The organism is Halomonas sp. NO4, assembly GCF_010994375.1.
In the GTDB taxonomy this organism is placed as follows: domain Bacteria; phylum Pseudomonadota; class Gammaproteobacteria; order Pseudomonadales; family Halomonadaceae; genus Halomonas.
In genome coordinates, this window is record NZ_WHMA01000017.1 from 1 (window position 1) to 23,463 (window position 23,463).

17 protein-coding genes are annotated in these 23,463 nt (G+C 66.7%); 11 read left to right on the plus strand and 6 right to left on the minus strand.

What is annotated here, in order from left to right; translation table 11 throughout:
* From FEF15_RS12435 to FEF15_RS12455, 5 genes are all read right to left on the minus strand, one after another.
* Positions 1-2,222 (minus strand): retention module-containing protein (locus FEF15_RS12435; protein WP_163559494.1); only part of this gene is annotated, 2,222 nt, incomplete at its 3' end.
* 157 nt (positions 2,223-2,379) lie between these two features.
* Positions 2,380-2,988 (minus strand): response regulator transcription factor, encoded by a 609-nt coding sequence (locus tag FEF15_RS12440; RefSeq protein WP_205598528.1) that lies wholly within the window; start codon positions 2,986-2,988, stop codon positions 2,380-2,382.
* A complete protein-coding gene (locus FEF15_RS12445) occupies positions 2,988-4,415 on the minus strand; it encodes an HlyD family type I secretion periplasmic adaptor subunit (protein ID WP_163559496.1) in 1,428 nt (475 codons plus the stop codon). The genes FEF15_RS12440 and FEF15_RS12445 overlap by 1 nt, the downstream gene beginning before the upstream one ends.
* Positions 4,415-6,589 (minus strand): type I secretion system permease/ATPase, encoded by a 2,175-nt coding sequence (locus FEF15_RS12450; protein ID WP_163559497.1) that lies wholly within the window; start codon positions 6,587-6,589, stop codon positions 4,415-4,417. The genes FEF15_RS12445 and FEF15_RS12450 overlap by 1 nt, the downstream gene beginning before the upstream one ends.
* Before the next feature lie 76 nt (positions 6,590-6,665).
* The gene (locus tag FEF15_RS12455) at positions 6,666-8,768 is read right to left on the minus strand and encodes a TolC family outer membrane protein (protein WP_240454156.1); all 2,103 of its coding nucleotides are present in this window, start codon (positions 8,766-8,768) and stop codon (positions 6,666-6,668) included.
* Positions 8,769-9,301: 533 nt separating this feature from the next.
* On the opposite strand from FEF15_RS12455, the gene FEF15_RS12460 reads away from it, so the two are divergent.
* The 6 genes from FEF15_RS12460 (at position 9,302) to FEF15_RS12485 (ending at position 16,094) form a co-directional block, all read left to right on the plus strand.
* Complete coding sequence (locus FEF15_RS12460; RefSeq protein WP_163559499.1) at positions 9,302-9,583, plus strand: hypothetical protein; 282 nt, start codon at positions 9,302-9,304, stop codon at positions 9,581-9,583.
* Between the two features lie 176 nt (positions 9,584-9,759).
* Complete coding sequence (gene thiI / locus FEF15_RS12465; RefSeq protein ID WP_163559500.1) at positions 9,760-11,235, plus strand: tRNA uracil 4-sulfurtransferase ThiI; 1,476 nt, start codon at positions 9,760-9,762, stop codon at positions 11,233-11,235.
* Between the two features lie 100 nt (positions 11,236-11,335).
* Positions 11,336-13,378: a methionine--tRNA ligase gene (gene metG, locus FEF15_RS12470; RefSeq protein WP_163559501.1), complete on the plus strand. Its 2,043-nt coding sequence runs from the start codon at positions 11,336-11,338 to the stop codon at positions 13,376-13,378.
* Positions 13,375-14,181, plus strand: a complete 807-nt coding sequence (gene rsxB / locus FEF15_RS12475) for an electron transport complex subunit RsxB (RefSeq protein WP_163559502.1) — start codon at positions 13,375-13,377, stop codon at positions 14,179-14,181. The genes metG and rsxB overlap by 4 nt, the downstream gene beginning before the upstream one ends.
* Before the next feature lie 112 nt (positions 14,182-14,293).
* Positions 14,294-14,929 (plus strand): endonuclease III, encoded by a 636-nt coding sequence (nth, locus tag FEF15_RS12480; protein WP_163559503.1) that lies wholly within the window; start codon positions 14,294-14,296, stop codon positions 14,927-14,929.
* 91 nt (positions 14,930-15,020) lie between these two features.
* Positions 15,021-16,094: a carboxysome shell carbonic anhydrase domain-containg protein gene (locus FEF15_RS12485; RefSeq protein WP_163559504.1), complete on the plus strand. Its 1,074-nt coding sequence runs from the start codon at positions 15,021-15,023 to the stop codon at positions 16,092-16,094.
* A 44-nt stretch (positions 16,095-16,138) separates the two neighbouring features.
* On the opposite strand, the gene FEF15_RS12490 is transcribed toward FEF15_RS12485, so the two are convergent.
* A complete protein-coding gene (locus FEF15_RS12490) occupies positions 16,139-17,197 on the minus strand; it encodes a DUF3524 domain-containing protein (RefSeq protein WP_163559505.1) in 1,059 nt (352 codons plus the stop codon).
* 95 nt (positions 17,198-17,292) lie between these two features.
* Here FEF15_RS12490 and FEF15_RS12495 point away from each other — a divergent pair, with 95 nt between their 5' ends.
* The 5 genes from FEF15_RS12495 to FEF15_RS12515 all read left to right on the plus strand — a co-directional run bounded on the left by FEF15_RS12495 (position 17,293) and on the right by FEF15_RS12515 (position 23,378).
* A complete protein-coding gene (locus FEF15_RS12495) occupies positions 17,293-17,565 on the plus strand; it encodes a hypothetical protein (protein ID WP_163559506.1) in 273 nt (90 codons plus the stop codon).
* A 444-nt stretch (positions 17,566-18,009) separates the two neighbouring features.
* Positions 18,010-18,381, plus strand: coding sequence for a response regulator (locus FEF15_RS12500; RefSeq protein ID WP_163559507.1), 372 nt, complete (start codon positions 18,010-18,012; stop codon positions 18,379-18,381).
* Entirely contained in the window at positions 18,381-20,444 is a 2,064-nt protein-coding gene (locus FEF15_RS12505; RefSeq protein WP_163559508.1) for a 3'-5' exonuclease, read from the plus strand. The genes FEF15_RS12500 and FEF15_RS12505 overlap by 1 nt, the downstream gene beginning before the upstream one ends.
* Positions 20,441-20,641 (plus strand): hypothetical protein, encoded by a 201-nt coding sequence (locus FEF15_RS12510; protein ID WP_163559509.1) that lies wholly within the window; start codon positions 20,441-20,443, stop codon positions 20,639-20,641. The genes FEF15_RS12505 and FEF15_RS12510 overlap by 4 nt, the downstream gene beginning before the upstream one ends.
* Before the next feature lie 4 nt (positions 20,642-20,645).
* A complete protein-coding gene (locus tag FEF15_RS12515; RefSeq protein ID WP_163559510.1) occupies positions 20,646-23,378 on the plus strand; it encodes a sensor histidine kinase in 2,733 nt (910 codons plus the stop codon).
* Positions 23,379-23,463 lie beyond the last annotated feature (85 nt).

Below are 23,463 nucleotides of genomic sequence, written 5' to 3' on the forward strand. Positions count from 1 at the left end.
AGGCCATCGTTGCCTTCGCCTTCCATCGGCGATTCGTCGAGGCTGACCACGGGGGCGTCGTCTTGGCCCAGCTCGGCGCGCTGGGCGCTCGGGCCGTCGTCCTCAAAAGTAATCAGGCTGCCCAGCTCCACGCTCTGGCTATCGCTGTCGCCGTCGTTATCCTCAATGGTCAACTCGGCACTGAGCAGCTCCGGGTCGATGGACAGACCGGCATCGTGATCGTTGCCGTCTTCGCCGTGATCGATGGCCTGGTACTGAGTGACGGTGACCGCGCCAGTCTCGGCATCGATCTCGATGCGGAAGACCTCAGACTCGGTCTGGCTGTCCCGGCCCACCACATCGCTGCCATCCATGGAGAGCAGGATGTTGCCGCCGCCGGTGACATCCAGCCCGGAATCGACGCTGCTGGCTTCTTCGGCCAGCGCCAGGTTCAGGGCGAAGCTACGCGCTGCGTCATTCTCGCCGTCAGCGCCGCCGTCGACGCTGACGTCGAACAGCTCGTCACCGGCCAGGGTGGCGTAGCCAATGGCGCCTTCGGGCGCCCCTGCTGCGGTTTCGTCACCGGCGTTGGGATCGGTGTCGGTGTCGGGCTCCAACGACTCGTCGACTGCAAGATCAGCTTCAGTGGTATCGAACTCGATGATTTCGGGCTCGTCATCCACGAAGTTGATCAGGCTGGCCAGGTCGATATCCTGGCTCGCCGAGACGCTGTCGTCGTCGGCATCGGTCACGGTGAGAGTGCCGGTGAGGGTGATTAGATCGCTGGGGATGGAGATCGTCTGGCCGGGCTCGCCACCTTCGGGATGATCGATGGCCTGGAACTGCATCAGGGTGATCGATGCCTCTTCGCCTTCACCATCGATGGCTAGGAGGAAGACGACGTCGCTAGGCAACTCGCCACCCGCTTCAGGAGGCGTAGAGTTAGTGCTGCCGACGATGCCCATGCTGCCATTTGGACCTTCGACTTCATGTAGGTAGATGGTCTCATCACCGGTCGTCAGTCCCGAGTCGACAGAGCCGTCGCCTTCGCCGCTGGTAAGGGAGAGGCCATAGCTCCATTCCGCACTACCCGGGCCATCGGCACCGTAATTAATGGAGGCATCGAAGAAACTGGCCAGTGATTGGCTGGCACTGTTGGGCATCCAGGGAAGAGGCTGATCATTGCCAGGAAAGTCATCTTGTCCCGGCTCGAGAGCCACCTCCTGTTGCGGAATCTCTCGTGGGGGATAGCCGCCTTCGCCGGTCGCGACATCGAAAGTGGTCAGGGTCAGCTCATCGAGATCGCCGGTTGAGAACTCGGTGATGCTGGGCAGGTCGTCGAGGATGGTGATGTCGAAATCGCCGTCCGCGGTGGACCCGTCGCCACTGGTGACGGTGAAGGTCAGGCCGGCCAGCGCCTCGTCGAGGCTCTCTTCGTGCAGCAGGTTGCTGACCTGCGTCGCCGTAAACTCGCCGGTAGTAGGATCGACTTCCACGGTGAATACGAGAGACTCACGGCCGGGCGATACCGCGAACAGCGTATTGCTATCGCCGTCCCAGCTAAACTGGAGCAGCTCGCGCCCTACCTGCAGTTGGGTACCGTCCATGCCGGCGAAAGTGACGCTGCCCGCGCCGCCGGAGCCAAAGGAATAATCGAGAACACCGGTCGCGACTGAGGCACTCTCACCCACCGTTTCGGCATCTTGCAATTCGATGGTGGAAGCATTCGCGGTGGGAGCGATCACTTCGGCATCTTCCTCGACGTCGGCGGGTGCAAAGTCCTCATCGAACTCCGGCCCCGGCGTAGCGGCCCCGGCAAAGGTGAACGCCAACGGGTCGACGTCTTCGCTGATGCGGGCGAGGCGCACGAAGTCATGGCCGCCGCCAGCGCCGCCACCGCCGCCGGCCCCGGCTGCGGTGGCGTCGAGGGCTTCAAGCAGGTCGCCGTCTTCTTCTTCAAGTGCCGTGAGCAGGGCGTCGATATCCTCGTCCATCGCCGCGAAATCGGTTTCATCGACTGGCGCCTCGTCATTCAGTTCGGGCGTCATGGCAACCGTTTGACCGCCAGGGATCTGCGTCGGCTCGAGGCCGTCGCCGAAGTCGAGTTGCACGCTGCCGTTGTCCGAGGTGACCAGCACCTCGCCTTCCTGAAGGGTGTCCCCCACGCTCAATTCGCGAAGGTTACCCTGCTCGTCCCGGGCCCAGGCCTGACCGGTGATCGACACAACAGTGGCAATGCTCATGGTGTGACTCCCTGCGTACGGCGAAGATAATGTTATTGATTCACTCGAGAACGAGTCGGCACTCGTCTCCCGAATGAAGAATCTGATTCAAAGGTAGGTGACCCATCGACGGCGGGGTATTGGACCGATGGACAGGTAACGACAAGTTACCGTGGTATCAGGATATCTCGGGGTGATGGGCGAGCAGCAGCACGAGTTGCATGCGGTCGCGCACGCCCAACTTGCGGAACACGGCGCCAAGATGCGCCTTCACCGTGCGCTCGGTGATGTCGAGGCGCCGCGCCACTTCCTTGTTGCTCTGGCCACTGGCAACGGCCAGGGCCACGTCGCGCTCCCGCTCGGTCAAGGTCGCCAACTCGTCATTCGACATGCGCGGCTCGCCTCCCAGAGCCTGGTAGGTGGCGCCGAGCACACGTCCCAAAAGGTCGGCCGGCACCCAGATGCCCTGGTTGGCCGTCACCATCGCCACCTGCGTCAGCATTGCCGCCGAGGCCAGCGCGTGCGCATAGCCCCGTGCGCCCGCCTGGAGAGCCTGCAAGGCCTCGCGATCGTTGGGCGAGAGGCTGAGCACCACGACGGCAGCCCCCTGCTGGCTCAGTTGCATGGCCAGCGACGGCCACGCCGGCGTGTCGTTCATGAGCCAGACGGCATCGCCGGCTCCAGCGGATTGCTGTACTGCAGACGCCGATGCCAGTCGCGCTTCTGGAAAGGCGCGGCGCCAGCGAGGAAATTCGTCACGTCCGTGACTGACAAACCAGTGTGCCATCATCGTTCTCCCATGGAATCGCGCCACGCCCGCAACACGGGCTTGAGCAGAAACTGCATCACGGTGCGCTTGCCGGTCATGATGTCGACCTCGGCGGTCATGCCGGGAATCACCTGCATGTCGCTGCCCAGCGTCTCGTCTTCGAGGCTGCGGACCCGCACCAGGTAGAAGGTGTTGTCGTTGTCATCCGTGATGGTATCGGCGCTGATGTGGTCCAGTTCGGCTTTGAGACCACCGTAGATGCTGTAGTCATAGGCGGTGAGCTTGATGGTGGCGGGCTGGCCGGGACTCAGGAAAGCGATGTCCTGGGGTGCAATCCGTGCTTCCACCAGCAACTGCTCGTCGTTGGGTACAACGCTGACCACTTCCTGGCCGGGCTGGACCACGCCGCCGATGGTATTGATCTCGAGCTGCTGCACCACGCCTTCTACCGGAGAACGCAGCTCGGCAAGACGCACGCGATCCTGCAGGCCGGTACTCGCCTCGTTGAGGGCATTGAGATCGGCCAGGGTCTGGGCCAGGTCATTGCGCCACTCGCTGCGGCGCTCGCTGCCCAGCTCAGTGAGCTGGCCTTCGGCCTCTTCCACCGCGGCTTCCAGACGACTGACCGACGCCTGTGCCTGTTCGAACTCACCACGTGTCCGCGAGACCTCGCGTTCCAGCCGCAGCACGTCCACCTCGGAAACGGCACCGGATTCGAGCAAGGGGCGCGTGAGGTTAAGCTCGCGCGATGCCATGCTGAGTTCGCGCCGGGCCGTCTCGGTCCGGGCCCGCGCCTCGCGCAGTTCTTCCTCGCGCTGGCGAATACGGTCACGAAGCACGTTCTCCTGTTCCCGCAGCTCCTCGCGCCGGCTCTCGTAGACTTCGCGCTCCTGTATCACGATGTCGGGCACTTCATCGCGAAGCTCATCGGCGGGGTTGAACGGCGTGTCGGTGACGAGCGCCCGCAGACGTTCGATCCGCGCTCGCAAGGCCAGCGCGTTGGCGCGATTCTCGCGAAAATCGGAGACGTAGCGGGTGGGATCGATGCGCATCAGCACGTCGCCCTTCTCGACCAACTGCCCCTCACGCACGGGGATTTCCTGCACCACTCCGCCATCAAGCGACTGGATCCGCTGCAGCTGCTGCGCCGGGATGACGCGTCCGGCGCCCCGGGTGACTTCATCGATTTCCGCGAAGTAGGCCCAGGTGAGCAGCACGGCCACCGCGAGAAAGAAGGTATAGAGCAAGGCCCGCGCCCGCATCGGATCCTGCTGCATGCGCGCCCAGTCGGCATCGCTGGCCCAGTCTCGGTTCAAGTGCGCCGCCGTCACCCGTCGCGCAAAGAGGCGATCGATCAGGGGGCGAAACGGCTTGCTGCCGACGGTGGAGAAACGACCGATGGCCTCGAAGCCCTGCTGTTCGGCGGTTGGCTTGCGACTCGCCATCAGTTGGCCCTCCCGATCTGTCCCTTGCGCAGGGCCTCGACGACCTTGTCGCGCGGGCCGTCGGCCACCACCTTGCCGCCGTCGACGACGATGATGCGATCCACCAGCGAGAGCAGCGAAGTGCGATGGGTAACCAGCAGCAGCGTCTTGCCCTCGGCATAGGTCGTGAGCTGGCTCTTGAAGGCTTCCTCGCTGGCGTGGTCCATGGAACTGGTCGGCTCGTCGAGCAGCAGGATCTGGGGGTCATGCACCACCGCACGCGCAATGGCCACCGCCTGGCGCTGGCCCCCGGAGAGCATCCCGCCGCGCTCGCCGACCTGGAGCTCCACGCCGTGGGGGTGGTTGTTGACCAGGCTTTCCAGTCCGCTCAGCTCGAGTGCCTGCAGCAGGGCTTCGTCGTCGACGCCGTCGCTGCCGCCGCCGGCAGCGACGTTCTCCCGCAGCGTGCCGAAGAAGAGGCTGACATCCTGGGGGACATAGCCGATATGGCGGCGCAGCTGGAGGGGGTCGAACTGGCGGACATCCACCCCATCGATCATCACCGCCCCGGCGGTGGGCTGGTAGAGTCCCAGCAACAGCTTGTGCAGGGTCGACTTGCCTGAGCCCACCCGCCCCAGCAGGGCCACCTTCTCGCCGGCGTTGATCTTGAGCGAAACATCGCGCAGCGCCTCGCGCTCCGCCTCGGGATAACGCAGTGACACCTTGTCGAAGGCGATGTCGCCCCGCACCACCGGGCGGCTCACGAAGTGGCGGTCATCGGGGCGTTCCACGGGCTTGTCCATGACGCCATTGAGCGAATCGAGCGCCGTGGAGGACTGATGGTACTGGGCCAGCAGCGCTGCCGCCTGACTCACCGGCGCCATGGCCCGCGACGAGAGCAGGTAGGCAGCAATCAGTCCGCCCTGGGTCAGGTTGCCCTCGATGATCTGGTAGACCCCAATGACGATCACCGCCACCGCCACGGTGTGCTGGGTCCACAGCGCCATGCTGGACACCGACGAGCTGACCAGACGCAGTTGCGCCGCCGTGCGCGACAGAAAGGCGCTGGACTTTTCCCAAGAGCCCTGAATGCGACTCTCGGCACGCAGCGCCTTGACGGTTTCCAGGTGCGAGACCGACTCGACCAGGGTGGCATTGCGCTGGGCACCGACGCGCCAGGTCGTCTCGGAGAGCTCGTGCAGCTTGCTCTGGGCCGCCAGCGCATAGAGCAGCACCACCGCGATGCCCACCAGCACCGGAATCACCAGGGGCGGGCCGATCAAGGCAATGATGCCGGCAAACATCAGCACGAAGGGCAGATCGACCAGCCCCACGACCGTGGCCGAGCCGATGAAGGCGCGCACCGATTCGAAGGACTGCAGCGTCGCGGTAAAGGAACCGGTCGAGGCCGGCTTGGCCTCCATGCGCATGCCCAGTACACGAGCCATGATCGACGACGAGAGCTTGACGTCGGCACGACTGGCCGCCAGGTCCACAAAGGCATTGCGCATCAGGCGCAGCGCCAGATCGAAGCACAGCACGATGAAGATGCCGATGGCGAGCACCCACAGCGTCTCCGTGGCCTGGTTGGGCACCACCCGGTCATAAACGTTGAGCACGAAGAGCGGCATCGCCACCGCAAAGAGATTGATCAGCACCGAACCGACGATGACGTCGCGATACAGCTTGCGGTTCTCGCGGATAACGCCCCAAAACCAATGGCGCGCGCGCTGTTTCTTGACCTCGGGGCCGCGCGCATCGAACTGGAAGCGCGGCCTCACATAGATGGCCTGGCCACTGTAGCTACGCTGCAGGCCATCGAGGCTTACCTCGGAAACCGCATCGCCGAGCTCGGGGAAAATGACCTGCGCCTTGCGTGCCTTGATATCCAAGGCCACCAGCAAGCAGGCTCGGCCCGGCTCCAGCAGCAGCACCGCCGGGAACAAGTCCGGGTTCAACTGCACCAGCCGGCTCTTGACGATGCGTGCCGTCATGCCGGCACGCGCCGCCGCCCGCGGGAAGACCGCCGGGGTCAGGCGCCCCTCCTCGAGCGGCAGACCCGCCACCAGCGAGTCGGGGCTGACATCATGATCATGCGACCGGGCCACGCTCAGCAGGCATTCCAGCAGTTCGTCCTTCACTGCGGAAGCACCGGCATCGCCAAGCGTCGCCTCCAGATTTTCCTGTTGGCTCACGAGCACCTCTTGCCATTAGCCGGAAAGCGTGACGATACCCGGCCGGCCCTTCGCACAAGGCCGGCCGGATCCCGGCTCAGCCCTGAGTGGCGTAGGCGTCGTGATAGCCCAGCGTGTCCAGGCGCTGCTGGACTGCGGCGAGATCCCCGTCGCTCAACGGCCCTACCTGCACGCGATGAACGCCACCGCGACTGGCGAGGCGTGCCGGCTTGCCCAGCGACTGGGTGAGCGAATCGCGCAGCGACTCGGCCGCCTCTTGGCGAGACAGCGCGGCCACCTGGAGGAAGGTTCGCTCCGCACTCGATGCCACGGGCGTTGAGGTCACCGACTCACCGGCCGGCTCCGGGGAGGGTACTTGCTGACTCACACTGGGCGTTTCGAGCTCGAAACCGGCCGCGCTTTCTCCCCGTTCCTCGAGGGTCACTTCGACGCGGCGATTCTGGCGACGCCCCTGCACGGTATCGTTGCTGGCCACCGGCCGGCGAGAGCCGTAACCGCGCGTCTCGATCAGCTCGGCGCTGACGCCCTGGCTCACCAGATAGGCCGCGACGCTATCGGCCCGACGCTGCGAGAGCGGGTCGTTGATGGCATCGCTGCCCGTGTTGTCGGCATGGCCGGCAATGAAGACGCGCGCCAGGTCACGGCGCTCCTGGATCCGTTCGGCCAGGGCGTTGAGCTCGCTACGGGCATCCGAGCCGAGTTCGGCACTATTGACCGCGAAGAGCGCATCCGCCGACAGCGTCACATCCGGCGCCCGCTCGGGTGCCGGCGCGCTGCCCAACCCCCGGGTCAGGTCCTCCAGCGTGAAACCGGCCGGCCCCTGTACGGGACACAGCCCCTCCGGATCAAGCGCCACGCCGTCACTGCCCAGTTCGGCCAGCGTCGGCATGTCCTCGCGCATCACGCCAAGGGTCTGCATGAGCTGCCCGGTGGCCGCCAGAATACGGGTGTCGGCCAGCCGTATATCGTATACGGCATTGGCATAGGCGCGACTGGCCTCGAAGTACTCGTTCTCGCTGTCCAGCAGATCGAGCAGCGATCGCTCGCCGATGTCGAACTGCTGCTCATAGGCCCCGCGAACGCGGTCGATGGACTGGCGGTGCTCGTTGAGATACTCGAGCTGTTCGCGAAGGCGCTGCGCATCGTTGTAGGCGATCTGGGTGGTCTGGCGCACGTTGTGGCACGCCAGGTCACGCTCGTCCACGGCCTGCTCGACGCGATTGCTGGCGGCCCGGAACGAGGCCAGGTCGCTGCCGCCGTTGTACAGATTCATACTGGCGACCAGTTCGACCCTGTGGCGGTCGCGTTGACCCAGCGGGTCGAAACTGCCGTCGTTGTTCTCGTAGACGCCGGTGCGCGCGCGCAGATCGAGCCGCGGCTGGAAGGCCGCCTGGGTCTGGCTCTCCTCGGCGCGCTTGGCCTCGATGTTCTCGATGGCGGCATGGAAATCCGGGTTGCCCTGGAACGCCAGGTTCACCGCCTCGGCCATGGAAGGGGGTATGCGCTCGTCAAGGTCGGGAGCCGGCGCCAGGCTCTCTGCGGGCAGGCCGCCGACGATGCGCTGGTAGCGGGCCGAGACGTCGTGCAGGTTGGAGGCTTCGGTCATCAGGTTGGACTCGGCCAGCGCCAGGCGGCCGTTGATCTGCTGCAGATCGACGCCGCGACCGGCCCCCGACCGCACGCGCTCCTCGATCTGATCGTAGACGCGAAGGTGCTCGGCGTAATTCTGCTGGGCAAGGGTCACGAGTTCGCGATAACGCCGTACGTCGAGGTAGGCGCGTGCGGCCTCCAGGGCCACCTCCTCGCTGACACCCAGCAGCTCGTAATAGCGCACCAGGCGAGCGCGATCCAGACGCTCGACCTCGCTGCGAGTGGCGAAGCCGTCGTAGATCATCTGGTTCAGGCTGAGTTCGGCGAAGCGGGTGTCGTAGCTGCCACGGGCGTCATCCTCCCGATCCTCGACCCCGACCCCGGCGGAGACATCGATGCTTGGCAGGTAATTGCCCCAGGCCTCGCGCCTGTCATGCCCGGAGGCCTGGAACTCGTTCCAGGCGGCACGCACTTCCGGGTTAGTGGCGATGGCTTGCTGCACGACCTGTGGCAGGTCGGCGGATCCGGGGGACGCCATGCCCTGAGGCAGGCTCTGAGCTACTGCAGCCGCCAGCGGCATCAGCGTCATGGCCGAGCCTACCGCCAGCGAGCCGGCAACTCGCCCGGCATGTTGTCCCCACCTTGCGCGTTGCGTTGCACCTTGTTGTGTCATCTCAGTTCCCTGTTCGTCTTCATGCGTTCCGGCAAGCCTGCACCTGCCGATGCGTGGCGCTCTTCGACGCTCGGCGGCTGGCACTACCCACCTTTCGACATCAAAGAGATCCAATGCTGGTTATTGTCTTTTTACTGTCTGGATATGAGGCTATCAGCTCAGTGTCAAGCAGCATCTCATTCATGCACGAGCATGAGGACACACCCATGTAACCCAGTGTAACGATTTTTTCCGTTGCATCTACCCCTCCCTGGCCATACGAGTTAATCCATTGGCCTCGCCATTTGTGCGAGATTTCCTACAAAACCGGGTCGAACGACCTCGGCAAGCCGCACCAGCAACGTGCCATGCCGCAGCCCCGAGACTGTGTGAGCCGCGCAAACGTGCTATCGTCGCGGCAACGACCGAACAGGGCTCATCACGGCTCATCACGACAAGGAGAGAGCGCCATGTCAGCCTCGGAAATCCAGAAGACGCGCGTGATCAATGAACTGCGCAGCTTCATCAAGAAACTGCTTCAGGACCCAAAGATTCTCGAACAGTCGCTGGAGATCACCCGACGCCACCTTGGCCAGGACAACCCCCAGGACGTGATGGCGCGCATCGCCAACGAAATCTCCGACACCACCAGCGTGCACATTCCCGACGACCCGGCAGAGCACTCCGAAGCCGACAAGCTCTTCCTGGAGTTATTGAAGGAAGTCGTCAGCGAGGAGCAGGCCCTCTACTGACCCCCGTCGCGAGCAGGCAACCTGACCTCGGCGCCCGGCTTCGGCCGGGCGCACTGCGTTGGGCTGCGGGGAATAGGCGCGTAGATAGGTCGCTCGACCCCGCCTGTCACGCTTCCGGGTCGCCTCTGGTATACTACAAGCATCTGTTTTCACGACTGTTCCACAAGCGAGCGCCGATGTACTACCTGCTCAAGCTGTTCCCGGAAATCACCATCAAGTCACGACCCGTGCGACGGCAGATGACCCGCTGCCTGGTCAGCAACGTGCGCAATACGCTCTCGCCGCTCGGCGAGTCGGTGCGTGTCAAGGGCGGCTGGGATTCGCTGCAGGTCAGCACCGACGAGTCGCTCTCCGCGGGACAGCGCGGCGACCTGGAAAGCGCCCTGACCCGCATTCCCGGAATCCACTCCGTGCAGGTGGTGGAGGAAGTGCCGTTCACCACCTTCGAGGACGCCGGGCAGCGGCTGGTAGCCCTCTGGCAAACGGCTATCGCCGGACGCCGCTTCCGGGTCAGCACCAAGCGGCGAGGGAATCACGACTTCACCTCGGCCGATCTCGAACGCTTCCTGGGTCGTGTCCTGCTCGATGCCGCCCCCGATTCCCGCGTCGATCTCAACCATCCCGAGGTCAACGTGCGCCTGGATGTCATCGACCGGCGCCTGCGGCTGATCCATCAGGGCTGGCCGGGGCTGGGTGGCTACCCGTTGGGTCAGCAGGGCCAGGCGCTCTGCCTCATCTCGGGCGGTTTCGACTCGCCCGTCGCCGCCTGGAAGCTGATTCGTCGCGGCATCAAGACCCACTTCCTGTTCTTCGATCTCGGCGGCCCGGCTCATGAGCACATCGTGCGCGACGTGGCCCACCATCTCTGGGAACGCTACAGCCGCTCCCATCGCGTCCAGTTCATCAGCGTGCCCTTCGAGGGCGTCGTCGGCGAGATGCACCGCACCATTCCCGACGGGCTGATCGGCGTGGTGCTCAAGCGCATGATGCTGCGCGCCGCCGGCCGTCTCGCCCAGCGGGCCCGCATTCCGGTGCTCGCCACCGGCGATGCCATCGCCCAGGTTTCCAGCCAGAGCCTGACCAACCTCGCCCTGATCGATGAAGTGAGCGAGCTGCCCACGCTGCGCCCGCTGATCGCCGAAGACAAGCTCGACATCATCGCCACTGCGCGCCGAATCGGTACCGACCGCTTCGCCGAAGGCATGCCGGAGGTGTGCGGCGCCGTCTCGCGCCGTCCCAACACCCAGGCCCGCCGCGACAAGGTGCTGGCCGCCGAGCAGGATTTCGACTTCCGCGTGCTCGAAGACGCCATCGCGGCGGCGACGTCGACCCGTTCGGACCGTCTGCTGGAAAGCGAGACCGACGGCAGCGAGTTCGACGTGCGCATCGTCGAGGGCACCGCAGCCCTGGCCGACCAGGGGCCGGTTAGCGTGATCGATATCCGCCCCCCGGAAGAGCGCGAGGCCGACCCGCTCGACCTGCCCCAGGTGGAGCAGCTGGCGATCCCCTTCTACGAGCTTCAGGCGCAGGCCGACTCCCTGCCCCACGACCGGGAATACCTGCTGTACTGCGACCAGGGGGTGATGAGTCGCATGCAGGCATTGCACCTCGCCGACCGCGGCCTCACCCACTTCGGGGTGCTGCGCACCTGAACCGGTCCCGAAGGCGGCCATCACCGCCCCGCCCGGATGCAGCACCCGGCGAAGATGGCTACAATCGAGGCCTGTTTTCAACGGGACAAGCAGAGCCACCATGCCGAACACCACTCGCGATACGCGTCAGATCCTGGTCACCAGCGCCCTGCCCTATGCCAACGGCGCCATTCACCTGGGCCACCTGCTGGAGTACATCCAGACCGACATCTGGGTGCGCTTCCAGAAGAGCCGCGGTCACGAGTGTCACTATGTCTGCGCCGACGACGCCCACGGCACCGCCATCATGCTGCGCGCCGAGCAGGAGGGCATCACCTCCGAGGCGCTGATCGAGCGGGTCTCCCGCGAACACCAGCAGGACTTCGCCACCTTCGGTGTCGGCTTCGACAACTACCACTCGACCCACTCCGACGAGAACCGCCACTTCAGTGAGCTGATCTACACCCGGCTTCGCGACGCCGGCCACATCGCCACCCGTGACATCGAGCAGATGTACGATCCGGTCAAGGGGCTCTTTCTCGCCGACCGCTTCATCAAGGGCACCTGTCCCAAGTGCGGCGCCGCGGACCAGTACGGCGACAACTGCGAGGCGTGCAGCGCCACCTACACGCCGGCGGAACTGATCGACCCGGTCTCCGCCATCTCCGGGGCCACCCCCGAGGTGCGCAGCTCCACCCACTTCTTCTTCAAGCTGCCGGACTTCGCCGACTTTTTGAAGCACTGGATCGACGAAGAGCACGTCCAGTCGCAGATCCGCAACAAGCTCATGGAGTGGTTCGAGGCCGGGCTCAATGAGTGGGACATCTCCCGCGACGCCCCCTACTTCGGCTTCGAGATTCCCGATGCCCCGGGCAAGTACTTCTACGTGTGGCTCGACGCGCCCATCGGCTACCTGGCCAGCTTCAAGAACCTGTGTGACCGGGAGGGCCTCGACTTCGATGCCTATTGGAAGCCCGACTCCCAGGCCGAGGTCTACCACTTCATCGGCAAGGACATCGTCTACTTCCATGCGCTGTTCTGGCCCGCCATGCTGCACGGCGCCGACTTCCGCACGCCCACGGCGGTGAACTGCCACGGCTTCGTCACCGTCAACGGCGCCAAGATGTCCAAGTCGCGCGGCACCTTCATCAAGGCGGCCACCTATGCCGAGTACTTGAACCCCGAGTACCTGCGCTACTACTTCGCGGCCAAGCTCACCGCGCGCCTCGATGACCTCGACCTCAACCTCGAGGACTTCGCAGCGCGTGTGAACGCCGACCTGGTGGGCAAAGTGGTCAACATCGCCAGCCGCTGTGCCGGCTTCGTCAAGAAGCTGGGTGGCGGCCGGCTTTCCGCCCACTGCGTCGAGCCCGATCTGGTTGCCCGCTTCATCGCCGCCGGCGACGCCATCGCCGAGGACTTCGAGACGCGCGAGTTCGGCCGCACCGTGCGCAAGATAATGGAGCTCGCCGACGAGGCCAACACCTACATTGCCGAGGCCGAGCCCTGGGTGCTCGCCAAGCAGGCAGGCCGCGACCAGGAGGTGCTCGACATCTGCTCGGTGGGCATCAACCTCTTCCGTCAGCTGATGGTCTACCTGGCGCCCATCGTGCCCGCCATGGCCGAGCAGGCGCGTGCTTTCCTGCAGCTGGAAACGCTGGACTGGGAGAGCCGCCGCGAGGTGCTGGTCGACCACGCCATCGCCAAGTTCAAGCCGCTGATGACCCGCGTGGAGCGCGACAAGATCGACGCCATGATCGAGGCGTCGAAGGAGGACCTGGTGGAAGAACAGAAACTCAAGGAGGGCGCCAAGGGGCCGCTGGCTGAGGAGCCCTTGGCCCCGCAGATCAGCTTCGACGATTTCGCCAAGGTCGACCTGCGCATCGCCCGCATCGCCACGGCGGAGTACGTGGAGGGCGCCGACAAGCTGCTCAAGCTCACCCTCGACCTGGGTGGCGAAACACGCACCGTTTTCGCCGGCATTCGCGCCGCCTATGCACCGGAAGCGCTGGAAGGCCACCTCACGGTGATGGTCGCCAACCTCGCTCCGCGCAAGATGCGCTTCGGTGTCTCCGAGGGCATGGTGCTGGCCGCCGGCAGCAACGGCGGCATCTACCTGCTCGAGCCGCATTCCGGCGCCGAGCCGGGCCAGCGAGTGAGATGAATCGCCCCACCCTCGACGCGGACCTGATCGACGCCATCGACGCCCTGCTGCCGCAAACCCAGTGCGGCAAGTGCGGCGAGCCTGGCTGTCGACCCTACGCCGAGGCCATCGCCGCGGGTGAGCCGATCAACCGCTGCCCGCCGGGCGGCCAGCGCACCGTCGAGCGGCTCGCCGAGGTGACCGACCGCCCCTCGCTGCCGCTGGCCGAACCGGCCCAGGAGCCGCTGGTGGCGTGGATCCGCGAGGACGAATGCATCGGCTGCACCAAGTGCATCCAGGCCTGCCCGGTGGACGCCATTCTCGGCGCGGCCAAGCGCATGCACACCGTCATCGCCGACGAATGCACCGGCTGCGAGCTGTGCGTGGCCCCCTGTCCGGTGGACTGCATCGACCTGCTGCCCCATCCCCGCTGGCAAGCAGCGGAAAGCGAGGCCGAGCGCGATGCCTATCTGGCCCGGCGCGCCGAGAAGGGGCGGCGCCGCTTCCAGGCGCACCAGCGTCGGCTGGCCCGGGACGCGCGCGAGAAACGCCTCGAGCGCCAGCGCCGGCTGCTGCGTCAGCGCCAGCCGGCGGGTTCGAACCGCGCCACGAGCACCGATCAGGGCGACGCCAAGGTGCAACGACAGAGGCAGATGGCAGTGAAGGCCGCCGAACAGGCGCTGAAACGGGTGCGCCAGCAGCTGGAGAGCGCGCGGCGGCGCGGCGACGCCGAGGCCGAGGCCACCGCCCAGGCCCAGCTGCCCGAGGCCGAGCGGCTGCTCGCCAGCGCCCGCCAGGCACTGGAAGAGGCCCGAAAAGCTTAACGAATGCCAGACAACGACTGGCATCAAACTACCACCCACGTGAGGGGCGCCGGAGACAGGTCGGAGCAATACTACTCACCGGTTTCCGCCTTGCCACCGCCACGGAAGCACCATGAACGCCCAGAAACGCCACGAGATCTTTGCGCGGCTGCGCGCCCACAATCCCGAACCCACCACTGAGCTGAACTGGTCCACCCCGTTCGAGCTCCTCGCCGCCGTGCTGCTCTCCGCCCAGGCCACCGATGTCGGCGTCAACAAGGCCACGGCGCGCCTCTTCCCCGTGGCCAACACGCCCCAGGGCATCCTCGATCTCGGCCTGGAGGGTCTCAAGGCGCACATCAAGACGATCGGCCTCTACAACACCAAGGCCGAGAACCTGATGAAGACCTGCCGCATGCTGGTCGAGCAGCACGGCGGCGAGGTACCCCGAACCCGGTCCGAGCTCGAGGCGTTGCCCGGCGTCGGGCGCAAGACGGCCAACGTCATCCTCAACACCGCCTTCGGCGAACCCACCATCGCCGTGGACACCCACATCTTCCGCGTGGCCAACCGCACCGGCATCGCCAAGGGCGCCAACGTCAACGAGGTGGAGCGGAAGCTGTTGCGCCACGTGCCCCGCGAATTCCGCCGCGACGCCCATCACTGGTTGATCCTCCACGGCCGCTACACCTGTGTGGCACGCAAGCCGCGCTGCGGGAGCTGCGTGATCGAGGACCTCTGCGAGTTTCCGGACAAGACCACGCTCTAGGCCGTGCGCCAAAGGACGAGTTGGCATCGGGCCTGGGCTCGGCGACGATGGGCGGATATCGCCTCATAACAAGAACCGAGTCGCCGCGCCCATGCCCATCCACGACCGACCCATCCTCGAGCGCATCGAGACGCTGCTCTCCCTGTCCCGGGCGCATGCCGCCACCTTCTGCAGCCCCTCGGCCAGCCTGGCTCGTGCGCGCTACCTGGCCAATCACCCGACGCGCCTGCTGGTCATGAAGTGCATGGACGGGCGCATCCACATTCCCCATGCCACCCGCACGCCGCTGGGCATTATCACCCCCTTCCGCAATCTGGGCGGCATCTTCGATCTGGGCTGGCCCTACCTGGGCGAACTGCTCACCGAAGCAGTGGCGGAGGCGATCCACGCCGGCCACGGCGCGCTGCTGATGATCACCTACCACTTCTCTCGCGGTGCGCGCGCCCGCGGCTGCGCCGGGTTCGGCTGCGACCAGCAGGCGGCGCTGGCCCACGCCCGCTGCCTTCAGGCCCAGGCCGAACGGCTCTTCGGCAGCGACCGTCGCAACGTCTACCCGCTGGTATGCGGCTTCGAAACCGACGGCGACGCCCTGATCGTGCATGGCGACGGCGACGAGATCCTGGACATCGGCGCACTTTCCCCGGCCGCTGCCGCCCTCGAGCTCCGCGTCGCCCGTCTCTGCCCCGACATGCCCGGCGATATCCGCCGCGACCTGCTGCCGCTGTTCGAGGGCAACCTGGCTCATGTGACGAGCCTGCGCGGCGTCTCACGCGCGCTGGACATCGAGCACCGCGAGTGGGTGATCTGCGTGGGACGTGGCTTCGACTTCCTGCACCTGCCCAACACCGCGCTGATCATCGGCCCCTACGGCCCGGACCTGGCCGAACCCATCGGCACCGCCGCCGATATCATCGATGCCAACATGCGCGCCGGCCGCATTCCGGACGACGGTTTCATGCTGCTCGCCTCGACGCCCTACCAGAGGGTGGGCGTCGACCGTGCCCGGGCCGAGCTCAAGTCGCGCTTTCTGGCCGACTTCGCCAGCACGGTGATCGGCCAGCGCCACCCCCGCCTGGCCGAACACATGGTTCGTCACACGGCCGTGGTGCACTGGCCCACACGCCGTCTCGACCGCCTGGACGAAGCCACTACAGGGCACCCCTAGGACACCCACAAAGCGGCCCGGCAATACGGCGCTCCCTGCCCGCCCTATGGCGTTTGCAGCAGCGCCCGATAGCGTCCGACCATGGCCGGCCACTCCCAGGCGCCGACGTCGAGTGGCGGCGGCCGCTGCTGGGAGTGGGTCAGCCAGGCGGCCAGGGTCGCTTCCAGCCCGTCTCGGGTGCCGTCGTAGCGATACGCCGCGGGGTAGAGTTCGGGAAAGCAGAGGCGATCCGGCACCAGCGGCCGCACGCCCAGCTGCGCGGCCTCCATGATCGAGAGCCCCTGGAATTCGTGCCAGGTGGTGGAGATCACGATATCGCCGCTGGCCAGCATTTCCCGGTAACGCACTTCCGGCTGCGCTCCCCAGCACACCACCCGGTCCCCCAGGCGCTCGCGCGCCTCGTCGAAGATCGCGGGGCGCTCGCGAAACTGCTGCCCCATCACCGCCACCTCGAAGTCGAGGTCGCGCTCTGCCAGGGAAACCAGCACGGCGAAGAAGTCGTCGGGATTCTTGTCGTACTCCCAGCGATGGTTCCAGATCAAGCGATGGCCCGGGGGTCGATCAGGTGGTGGACGACGCAGCGGCGAAATCGGTACCGGCACCACCTCGGCCCGCTCGGCCAGCTGTGCCAGGGGGCGCGTCATCGGCAGGTTGTCGGGCATCCGCTTGAGAAAGCTCTCGGCACCGGCAAGGAAGCTGTCGCAGTTATAGGCGGTGTTGAAAACCAGCCGGTCGGCCGCCAGTGCGCTGTAGAGATTGACCATCAGCGCCTCAACCTGCGGGCGCTGGTGGGCCGAGAGCGGGTAGGCGAACTGGTTCTCGTGGAAGTAGACCACCTTGTGCGCCTGACCCAGATGGGGGTAGAGACCGCACAGCGTCGCCAGGTCGACCATGGAGGTGGCCAGGATGACGTCGTACTCCTGCGACAGCGTTTCGTGCTCCCGCACCATCCAGGTCAGGGGATTGCCACGAATTCGCCACGAAAAGTGGCGCGGCGGCAGCTCCAGCAGGGTCCATTGGATATCATCCAGCCACTCGATCACGCCCTGCGCCCAGTGGCGATGACTCACCGCTGCATAGGCCGACAGCAGCAACGCCTTCATGGTGCTTCCTCCCAGGGGTGTCCAAAGTCGTAGAGTCGGCCAACGCCGGAAGGCGTTAGGCTGCCATCACAGCCACACGAATGCGATCCGACGCTATGCAAGCCATTCTCCTGCACCTCGCCATGGCAGCCGCCTTCGGCGTCTTCATCGGTTCACTGTTTCGCCTGACGCGGCGACCCGGCCACCAGCGGCCGCTGCTCTTTCCGATGATCGGCCTGGGGGCCGGCGTCGTCGCCTACCTCATCTACTACCTGCTCTCCGTGACCACCGGCGCCCCGCCCTGGCTGCTGCCGCTGCTGGTGGTACTCCAGGTGTGGCTGTGGCTGGGTCCCCTGGGCCCCAGGCTCGACCGCCGCCGCGACCCCTGAATCGCACTCGCGTCCCGTCGGGGGAGAGAGTTTCGTTCATGGGCAATCGTGATCCGCTCGTCAGGGGCGCACCCGATGGCATCGGGCGCGGGGTAGTGATCAGCGAGTACCGAGGTTCGCTGTCGAGTTCGGCCTCGTTGATGAGCGACTGCAACACCTCGCGGTTCAGGTACCAGGCATCGTCACTGGCCTGCAGCAGGCTGTGGTGCGGCAGGTTGCGCGCCCCCGGAATCGTGCCGGGTGCCTGGGCAGCCGGCGACTGGTTGTCGCCGCAGAAATAAGTAGCCTGAGTGGCTCGACTCAATATTCCCTTACAGAATGATTGGCTTCACACCAATGCAGGATAGCCATAAACGAGTCGCCACAATCCTGCGCCCAAGGTCGTCTTTGCCGCCCCTGTCGCGATCACTAGACTGACAACAACAATCTATAAAGGAGAGCGCCATGGCCAAGGTACTGGTGGTGGACGACGAACCCAACATCGTCCTGTCACTGGAATTCCTGATGCAGCAGGCCGGCTTCGAGGTGATCACCGCCGAGGATGGCGAAGCGGCCCTGGCCGCGGTGGGCGACAGCACCCCCGACCTGGTCCTGCTCGACATCAGCCTGCCGGGCATCAGCGGCTTCGACGTGCTCGAGCAGCTGCGCGGCGACCCCCACCACCGGCGCCTGCCGATCATCATGCTCACCGCCCATGGCCGCGAGGTGGAACGCGAGAAGGGCCTCGCCCTCGGCGCCGACGACTACGTCACCAAGCCCTTTTCCACCCAGGCGCTGGTCGAAAAGGTGAAGGCGCTGCTGGCCGAGGATGCGTGATGTTCGGGCAGAAGCTACCCCGCCGACAGCGGCTCATCGGCCTGTGGTTACTGCTTAGCGGCATCAGCCTGCTGGGCGGCGCCCTCTTCGCCGCCTGGCTGGATAGCCTCTTCCAGCCCCAGGGGCTCGCCCGTCTGGTGCTGTGGCTGGGCTGCTTCTCGGGCGGCGGCACCATCTTCCTGTGCGGCCTGCTGCTCGAGCGCATGCTGTTCACGCCGCTGCGCCACCTCCAGGTCCAGCTTGCGCGCCTCGTCGCCAATCCCGACGCCCGCGAGGACTACCCCCCCGAGGGCTGGCTGCGCGGCCTCGGCCCCGACCTGATGCGCGTGCGCGAGGCGTGGCGCTCCGACCGCCAGCGCCTGGCCACCGCCCACACCGAAGGCGCGCGCAGCGCGGCACGCATTCGCCAGGAGCTGGAGACGCTGCTGCAGGTGCTCGACACCCCGCTGCTGCTGTGCGACCACCACCGCCGCCTGCTGCTGTTCAACCAGGCCGCCGAAACGCTCTTCGAGGACCATCCCGGCCTGGGGCTCGGCAAGCGGCTCGATACCCTGCTCCCGGTGGCGAGCCTGCAGGACGCCCTCGGCCAGCTGCCCCAGGATGGCGCGCCGCGCGAGCTGCTCACCCCCTGCCGGGAGCGGTGGCTGCACGTCATCCTGCGCCGCGTGCCGCACAGCGAGAGCGAGACGCTGCTGACCCTCACCGATGCCACGGCAGCCTGGACCAGCGAGATGGGCGCCCGCGCCGAGCTCACCGACATGCTGCCGGCCCTGCGCCGCCATGGCGCCAGCCTGGGCAGTGCCGCCGAGGCGCTGGGTCGCACGCGCCAGCCCGATCAGGAAGACGACGGCCTGCGCCGCCGCCTGGAAGCGGTCATCGACGAGGAGAGCCGTGAGCTGAGCCAGACCATCGACCGCCTCGGCCGGCTCATCGAGGATATGCAACAACAAGGCGAGCGGTTGGTACCGCTGTGGTCCAACGACCTCTGGCAGTCCCTCAACGAGCGCCTGGCCGACTCGCCGCTGGAAGTGGTGCCCATCGGCATGCCCGCCTGGTTCCGCGGCGATGCCCCGGCGCTGCTGGTGCTGCTCGCCTCGCTGCTCGAACACCTCCGGTCGCACGCTGGCACGGCCACCTTCGAGGGGGAGATGCTGCTCGGCAACCGCCGCGTCTATCTCGACCTGGTGTGGTCCGGCACGCCGCTGCCCCAACGCGAACTGGCCATCTGGAGCGACCAGCACCTGGAGAGCCTGCCGCTGGCGCCGCGCGTGCGCGACCTGCTGCGCCAGCACGCCAGCGACGCCTGGAGCCTGGCCGATGCCGACGGCGAGCATGCTCGCCTGCGCCTGCCGCTGCCCGCGGTGGAGCGGGTCGGCGCGCCCCGTGCCAAGACGGCACCGCGCCCCGAATTCCACGACTTCGGCATCGCCAAGCTGCCGCCCCCCGATGCCGAGCTCGCCTGCCGGCCGCTACGCGCCCTGGAGATCGTTGCCTTCGACACCGAGACCACCGGCCTGGAGCTGCGCCGTGGAGACACGGTGATCAGCATCGGCGCCTGCCGCATCGTCAACGCCCGCCTGCTGGCCAGTGAGGTCTTCGACCTGCGCGTCGACCCGGGCAAGCCGATCCCCCCGGCCAGCACCGCCATCCACGGCCTGACCGACGCCGACGTGGCTGGCGCCCCGCCGCTCTCGGTCGCCCTGCCGCGCTTTCGCGACTACATCGGCGACGCCGTGATCCTGGCCCATAATGCCGCCTTCGACCTGCTGGCCCTGCAGTTGCCGGGCAGCAACGTGACCCTCGACATGCCGGTGCTCGATACCCTGCTGATTTCGCGGGCGCTCGACGAAAGCCTCGACGGCCACGACCTGGACAGCCTGGCCGAGCGCTACGACCTGAGCTTCCCGCCCGGCACGCGCCACACGGCCCTTGGCGATGCCCGCGTCACCGCCGAGCTGTGGCTGGCACTGCTGCCGCGTTTGGAGGCGCGCGGCATCGAGACCCTCGAGCAGGCCCTGACGCTGCAGACCAGCGCCTTCGACAAGGAGGACGCCTGCACATGACCGAGCCGCGCCGCCGCGCTCGCCTGATCGCGCTCACCGCGCTGGCCGCCCTGCTCTTCTCGCCGCCGCTGGTGGTGATCTTCGACCGCCCCTCGGAGGCGGGCCCCTCCTGGCTGCCGCTCTATCTCTTCTTGGCCTGGGGGCTGGTCATCGGCCTGGCGGCCTGGCTGATGGAGAGCCGCGAGGAGGAGCGCTAGGGCAATGCGCAGCGAAGCGTTGGTACTGACGTTCGCCTTCGGCTACCTCGCCCTGCTGTTCGTGATTGCCGCCTGGGGCGACCGACGCGCCGAGCAAGGCCGCTCGTTGATCGGCTCTCCCACCGTCTATGCGCTCTCCATCGCCGTCTACTGCACGGCCTGGACCTTCTATGGCAGCGTGGGTCGCGCCGCCGAGTTCGGGCCCAGCTTCCTGCTCATCTATCTGGGCCCCACCCTGGCGATGCTCATGGGGCCGCTGCTGATCCGCAAGATGGTGCGCATCGCCCGCTCGCAGCGGATCACCTCCATCGCCGATTTCATCAGCGCCCGCTACGGCAAGAGCTCGAGCCTCGGCGCCCTCGTGGCGGTCATCGCCCTGATCGGCATCACGCCCTACATCGCCCTGCAGCTCAAGGCCATCACCCTGAGCCACGCGGTGCTGGTGAACTACCCCGAGGCGGCGGATTTCCGCCTCGCCGACGAGAGCTTCTGGAACGACAAGTCGTTCTGGGTGGCGCTGGTGCTCGCCGTGTTCATCATCCTCTTCGGCACCCGCCACCTGGACGCCAGCGAACGCCACGAGGGCATGGTGGCCGCCATCGCCTTCGAATCGCTGATCAAGCTGCTGGCCTTCGTCAGCGTGGGTGTCTTCGTGCTGTTCGGGCTCTTCCAGGGGCCGGCCGACCTCTTCGGCCAGGTGGCGGCCGATCCCGCGCTGGGCGATGCCCTGGGGCTGGGTGCGGTTCCCGGCGGCGCCACCGGCTGGTTCGGCACCCTGGTGCTCGCCTTTCTCGCCTTTCTCGCCCTGCCGCGGCAGTTCCAGGTACTGGTGGTGGAGAACGTCGACGAGCGCCACCTCAAGCGCGCCAGTTGGCTCTTCCCGCTCTACCTGCTGGCCATCAACCTCTTCGTGATCCCCATCGCCATGGCCGGCCTGCTGCTGGGCGGCAGCAACGACCCGGACAGTTTCGTGCTCACCCTGCCGCTGGCGGCGGGGCTCGACGGCATCCCGCTGCTGGTGTTCATCGGTGGGCTCTCGGCGGCCACCAGCATGGTGATCGTCGAGACCATCGCCCTCTCCACCATGGTCAGCAACCAGCTGGTGATGCCGCTGCTGCTGCGCTCGCGCCGCCTGCACCTGAGCTCCCAGGGCGAGCTGGCCGGCTGGCTGCTGGGTATCCGGCGGGTGGCCATCGTGCTGATTCTGCTGCTCGGCTACCTCTACCACGCGCTGATCGGCGATTCCTACAGCCTGGTCACCATCGGCCTGGTCTCCTTCGCCGCGGCCGCCCAGTTCGCCCCGGCCATGCTTATCGGACTCTACTGGCGCGGCGCCAACCGCACCGGCGCCAGCCTCGGCCTCATCGCCGGCTTCCTGGTCTGGGCTTGGACGCTGCTGCTGCCGGGCTTCGCCCAGTCCGGCTGGCTCGACGACGCCTTCCTTCACCAGGGGCCTTGGGGCCTGGCCTGGCTCAAGCCCTATGCGTTGCTGGGTCTCGAGGGGTGGGACATCTACGCCCACTCGCTGTTGTGGAGTCTCACCGCCAACGTCGGGCTGCTGGTGGGGATATCGCTGTTCACCCGCCAGAGCCCGCTGGAGCAGACCCAGGCAGCGCTGTTCACCGAGGCCATGCACCCGGGGCTCGAGCACACGCCGCTGTGGCGCGGCCAGACCACCCGCGGCGAGCTGCGCAGCCTGCTGGGCCGCTACCTGGGCGCGAGCGCCACGGCAAGGGTGCTCGACAATCCCGGCGATGCGCGGCTCGACGACAGTGACCCGGCGCCCTCCGAGCTGATCGCCCGCGCCGAGCAGGCCCTCTCCGGGGCCCTGGGCAACGCCTCGGCGAGGGTGCTGATCAACTCGGTGGTGCGCGGCGAGGCGCTGGACCTGGAGTCGATCCTCAGCATCCTCGACACCACCTCCCAGACGCTGGAGTACAACCGCCAGCTGGAGCAGAAGTCGCGGGAGCTGTCGCGCATCGGCGAGGAACTGCGCGCGGCCAACGAGCGGCTGCGCGAGCTGGACCGCCTCAAGGACGAGTTCGTGGCCATGGTCAGCCATGAGCTGCGCACCCCGCTCACCTCGATCCGCGCCTTCGCCGAGATCCTGCGCGACAGCGACTCGCTGCCCGACGAAAAGCGGGTGCACTTCCTCGACGTGGTGGTCAAGGAGAGCCAGCGCCTGTCGCGGCTGATCGAGGAGATCCTCGACCTGGCCCGGCTGGAGAGTGGGCGGCTGACGCTCCACCCCCAGCGCCTCGACCTGGTGGCCCTGACCCGCCACAGCGTGGATGCCGTGCATCGCCTGCAGGAGGATCGTGGCGTGGCCCTGGAGGTCGAAATCGACCTCGACGAGGCCCCGGTGGTCGGCGACCCCGACCGGTTGGAGCAGGTGATCATCAACCTGCTCGACAATGCCGGCAAGTTCGCCGATCACGACGCGCCCCGCGTACGCCTCCACCTGGCCCGTCACAAGGCGCACTTCCGCCTCAGCGTCGAGGACAATGGCCCCGGCATCGCCCCGGATGAGCGCGAACGCGTCTTCGAGAAGTTCCACCAGATCCAGCGCCAGGGCGAGAGCGCCGAAACGGTGCGCGGCCGCCCGCGCGGCAGCGGCCTGGGCCTGCCCATCAGCCGCGGTATCGTCGCCCACCTGGGCGGCCGGCTCTGGGTGGAGGACGCCCCCATCCTCAAGGGCGCCTGCCTGGTCATGGAGCTTCCCAGCGCCCCCGGCTGAGCGGGGACGCGTTATCGACCATGGTCTAATCGACCCCTTTTTGTCGCTAGTCGCCTCAAGAAGCCCCTGCCGCGGCCGATGAACC

Coding starts and splice junctions, on each gene's coding strand:
- FEF15_RS12445 (WP_163559496.1), bottom strand. CDS start 4,415: ATGGCGAGTCGCAAGCCAACCGCCGAACAGCAGGGCTTCGAGGCCATC.
- FEF15_RS12495 (WP_163559506.1), top strand. CDS start 17,293: ATGCAAGCCATTCTCCTGCACCTCGCCATGGCAGCCGCCTTCGGCGTC.
- FEF15_RS12510 (WP_163559509.1), top strand. CDS start 20,441: ATGACCGAGCCGCGCCGCCGCGCTCGCCTGATCGCGCTCACCGCGCTG.
- FEF15_RS12490 (WP_163559505.1), bottom strand. CDS start 17,197: ATGAAGGCGTTGCTGCTGTCGGCCTATGCAGCGGTGAGTCATCGCCAC.
- rsxB (WP_163559502.1), top strand. CDS start 13,375: ATGAATCGCCCCACCCTCGACGCGGACCTGATCGACGCCATCGACGCC.
- FEF15_RS12505 (WP_163559508.1), top strand. CDS start 18,381: ATGTTCGGGCAGAAGCTACCCCGCCGACAGCGGCTCATCGGCCTGTGG.
- FEF15_RS12440 (WP_205598528.1), bottom strand. CDS start 2,988: ATGGCACACTGGTTTGTCAGTCACGGACGTGACGAATTTCCTCGCTGG.
- thiI (WP_163559500.1), top strand. CDS start 9,760: ATGTACTACCTGCTCAAGCTGTTCCCGGAAATCACCATCAAGTCACGA.
- FEF15_RS12460 (WP_163559499.1), top strand. CDS start 9,302: ATGTCAGCCTCGGAAATCCAGAAGACGCGCGTGATCAATGAACTGCGC.
- FEF15_RS12455 (WP_240454156.1), bottom strand. CDS start 8,768: ATGACGCTGATGCCGCTGGCGGCTGCAGTAGCTCAGAGCCTGCCTCAG.
- FEF15_RS12515 (WP_163559510.1), top strand. CDS start 20,646: ATGCGCAGCGAAGCGTTGGTACTGACGTTCGCCTTCGGCTACCTCGCC.
- metG (WP_163559501.1), top strand. CDS start 11,336: ATGCCGAACACCACTCGCGATACGCGTCAGATCCTGGTCACCAGCGCC.
- FEF15_RS12500 (WP_163559507.1), top strand. CDS start 18,010: ATGGCCAAGGTACTGGTGGTGGACGACGAACCCAACATCGTCCTGTCA.
- nth (WP_163559503.1), top strand. CDS start 14,294: ATGAACGCCCAGAAACGCCACGAGATCTTTGCGCGGCTGCGCGCCCAC.
- FEF15_RS12485 (WP_163559504.1), top strand. CDS start 15,021: ATGCCCATCCACGACCGACCCATCCTCGAGCGCATCGAGACGCTGCTC.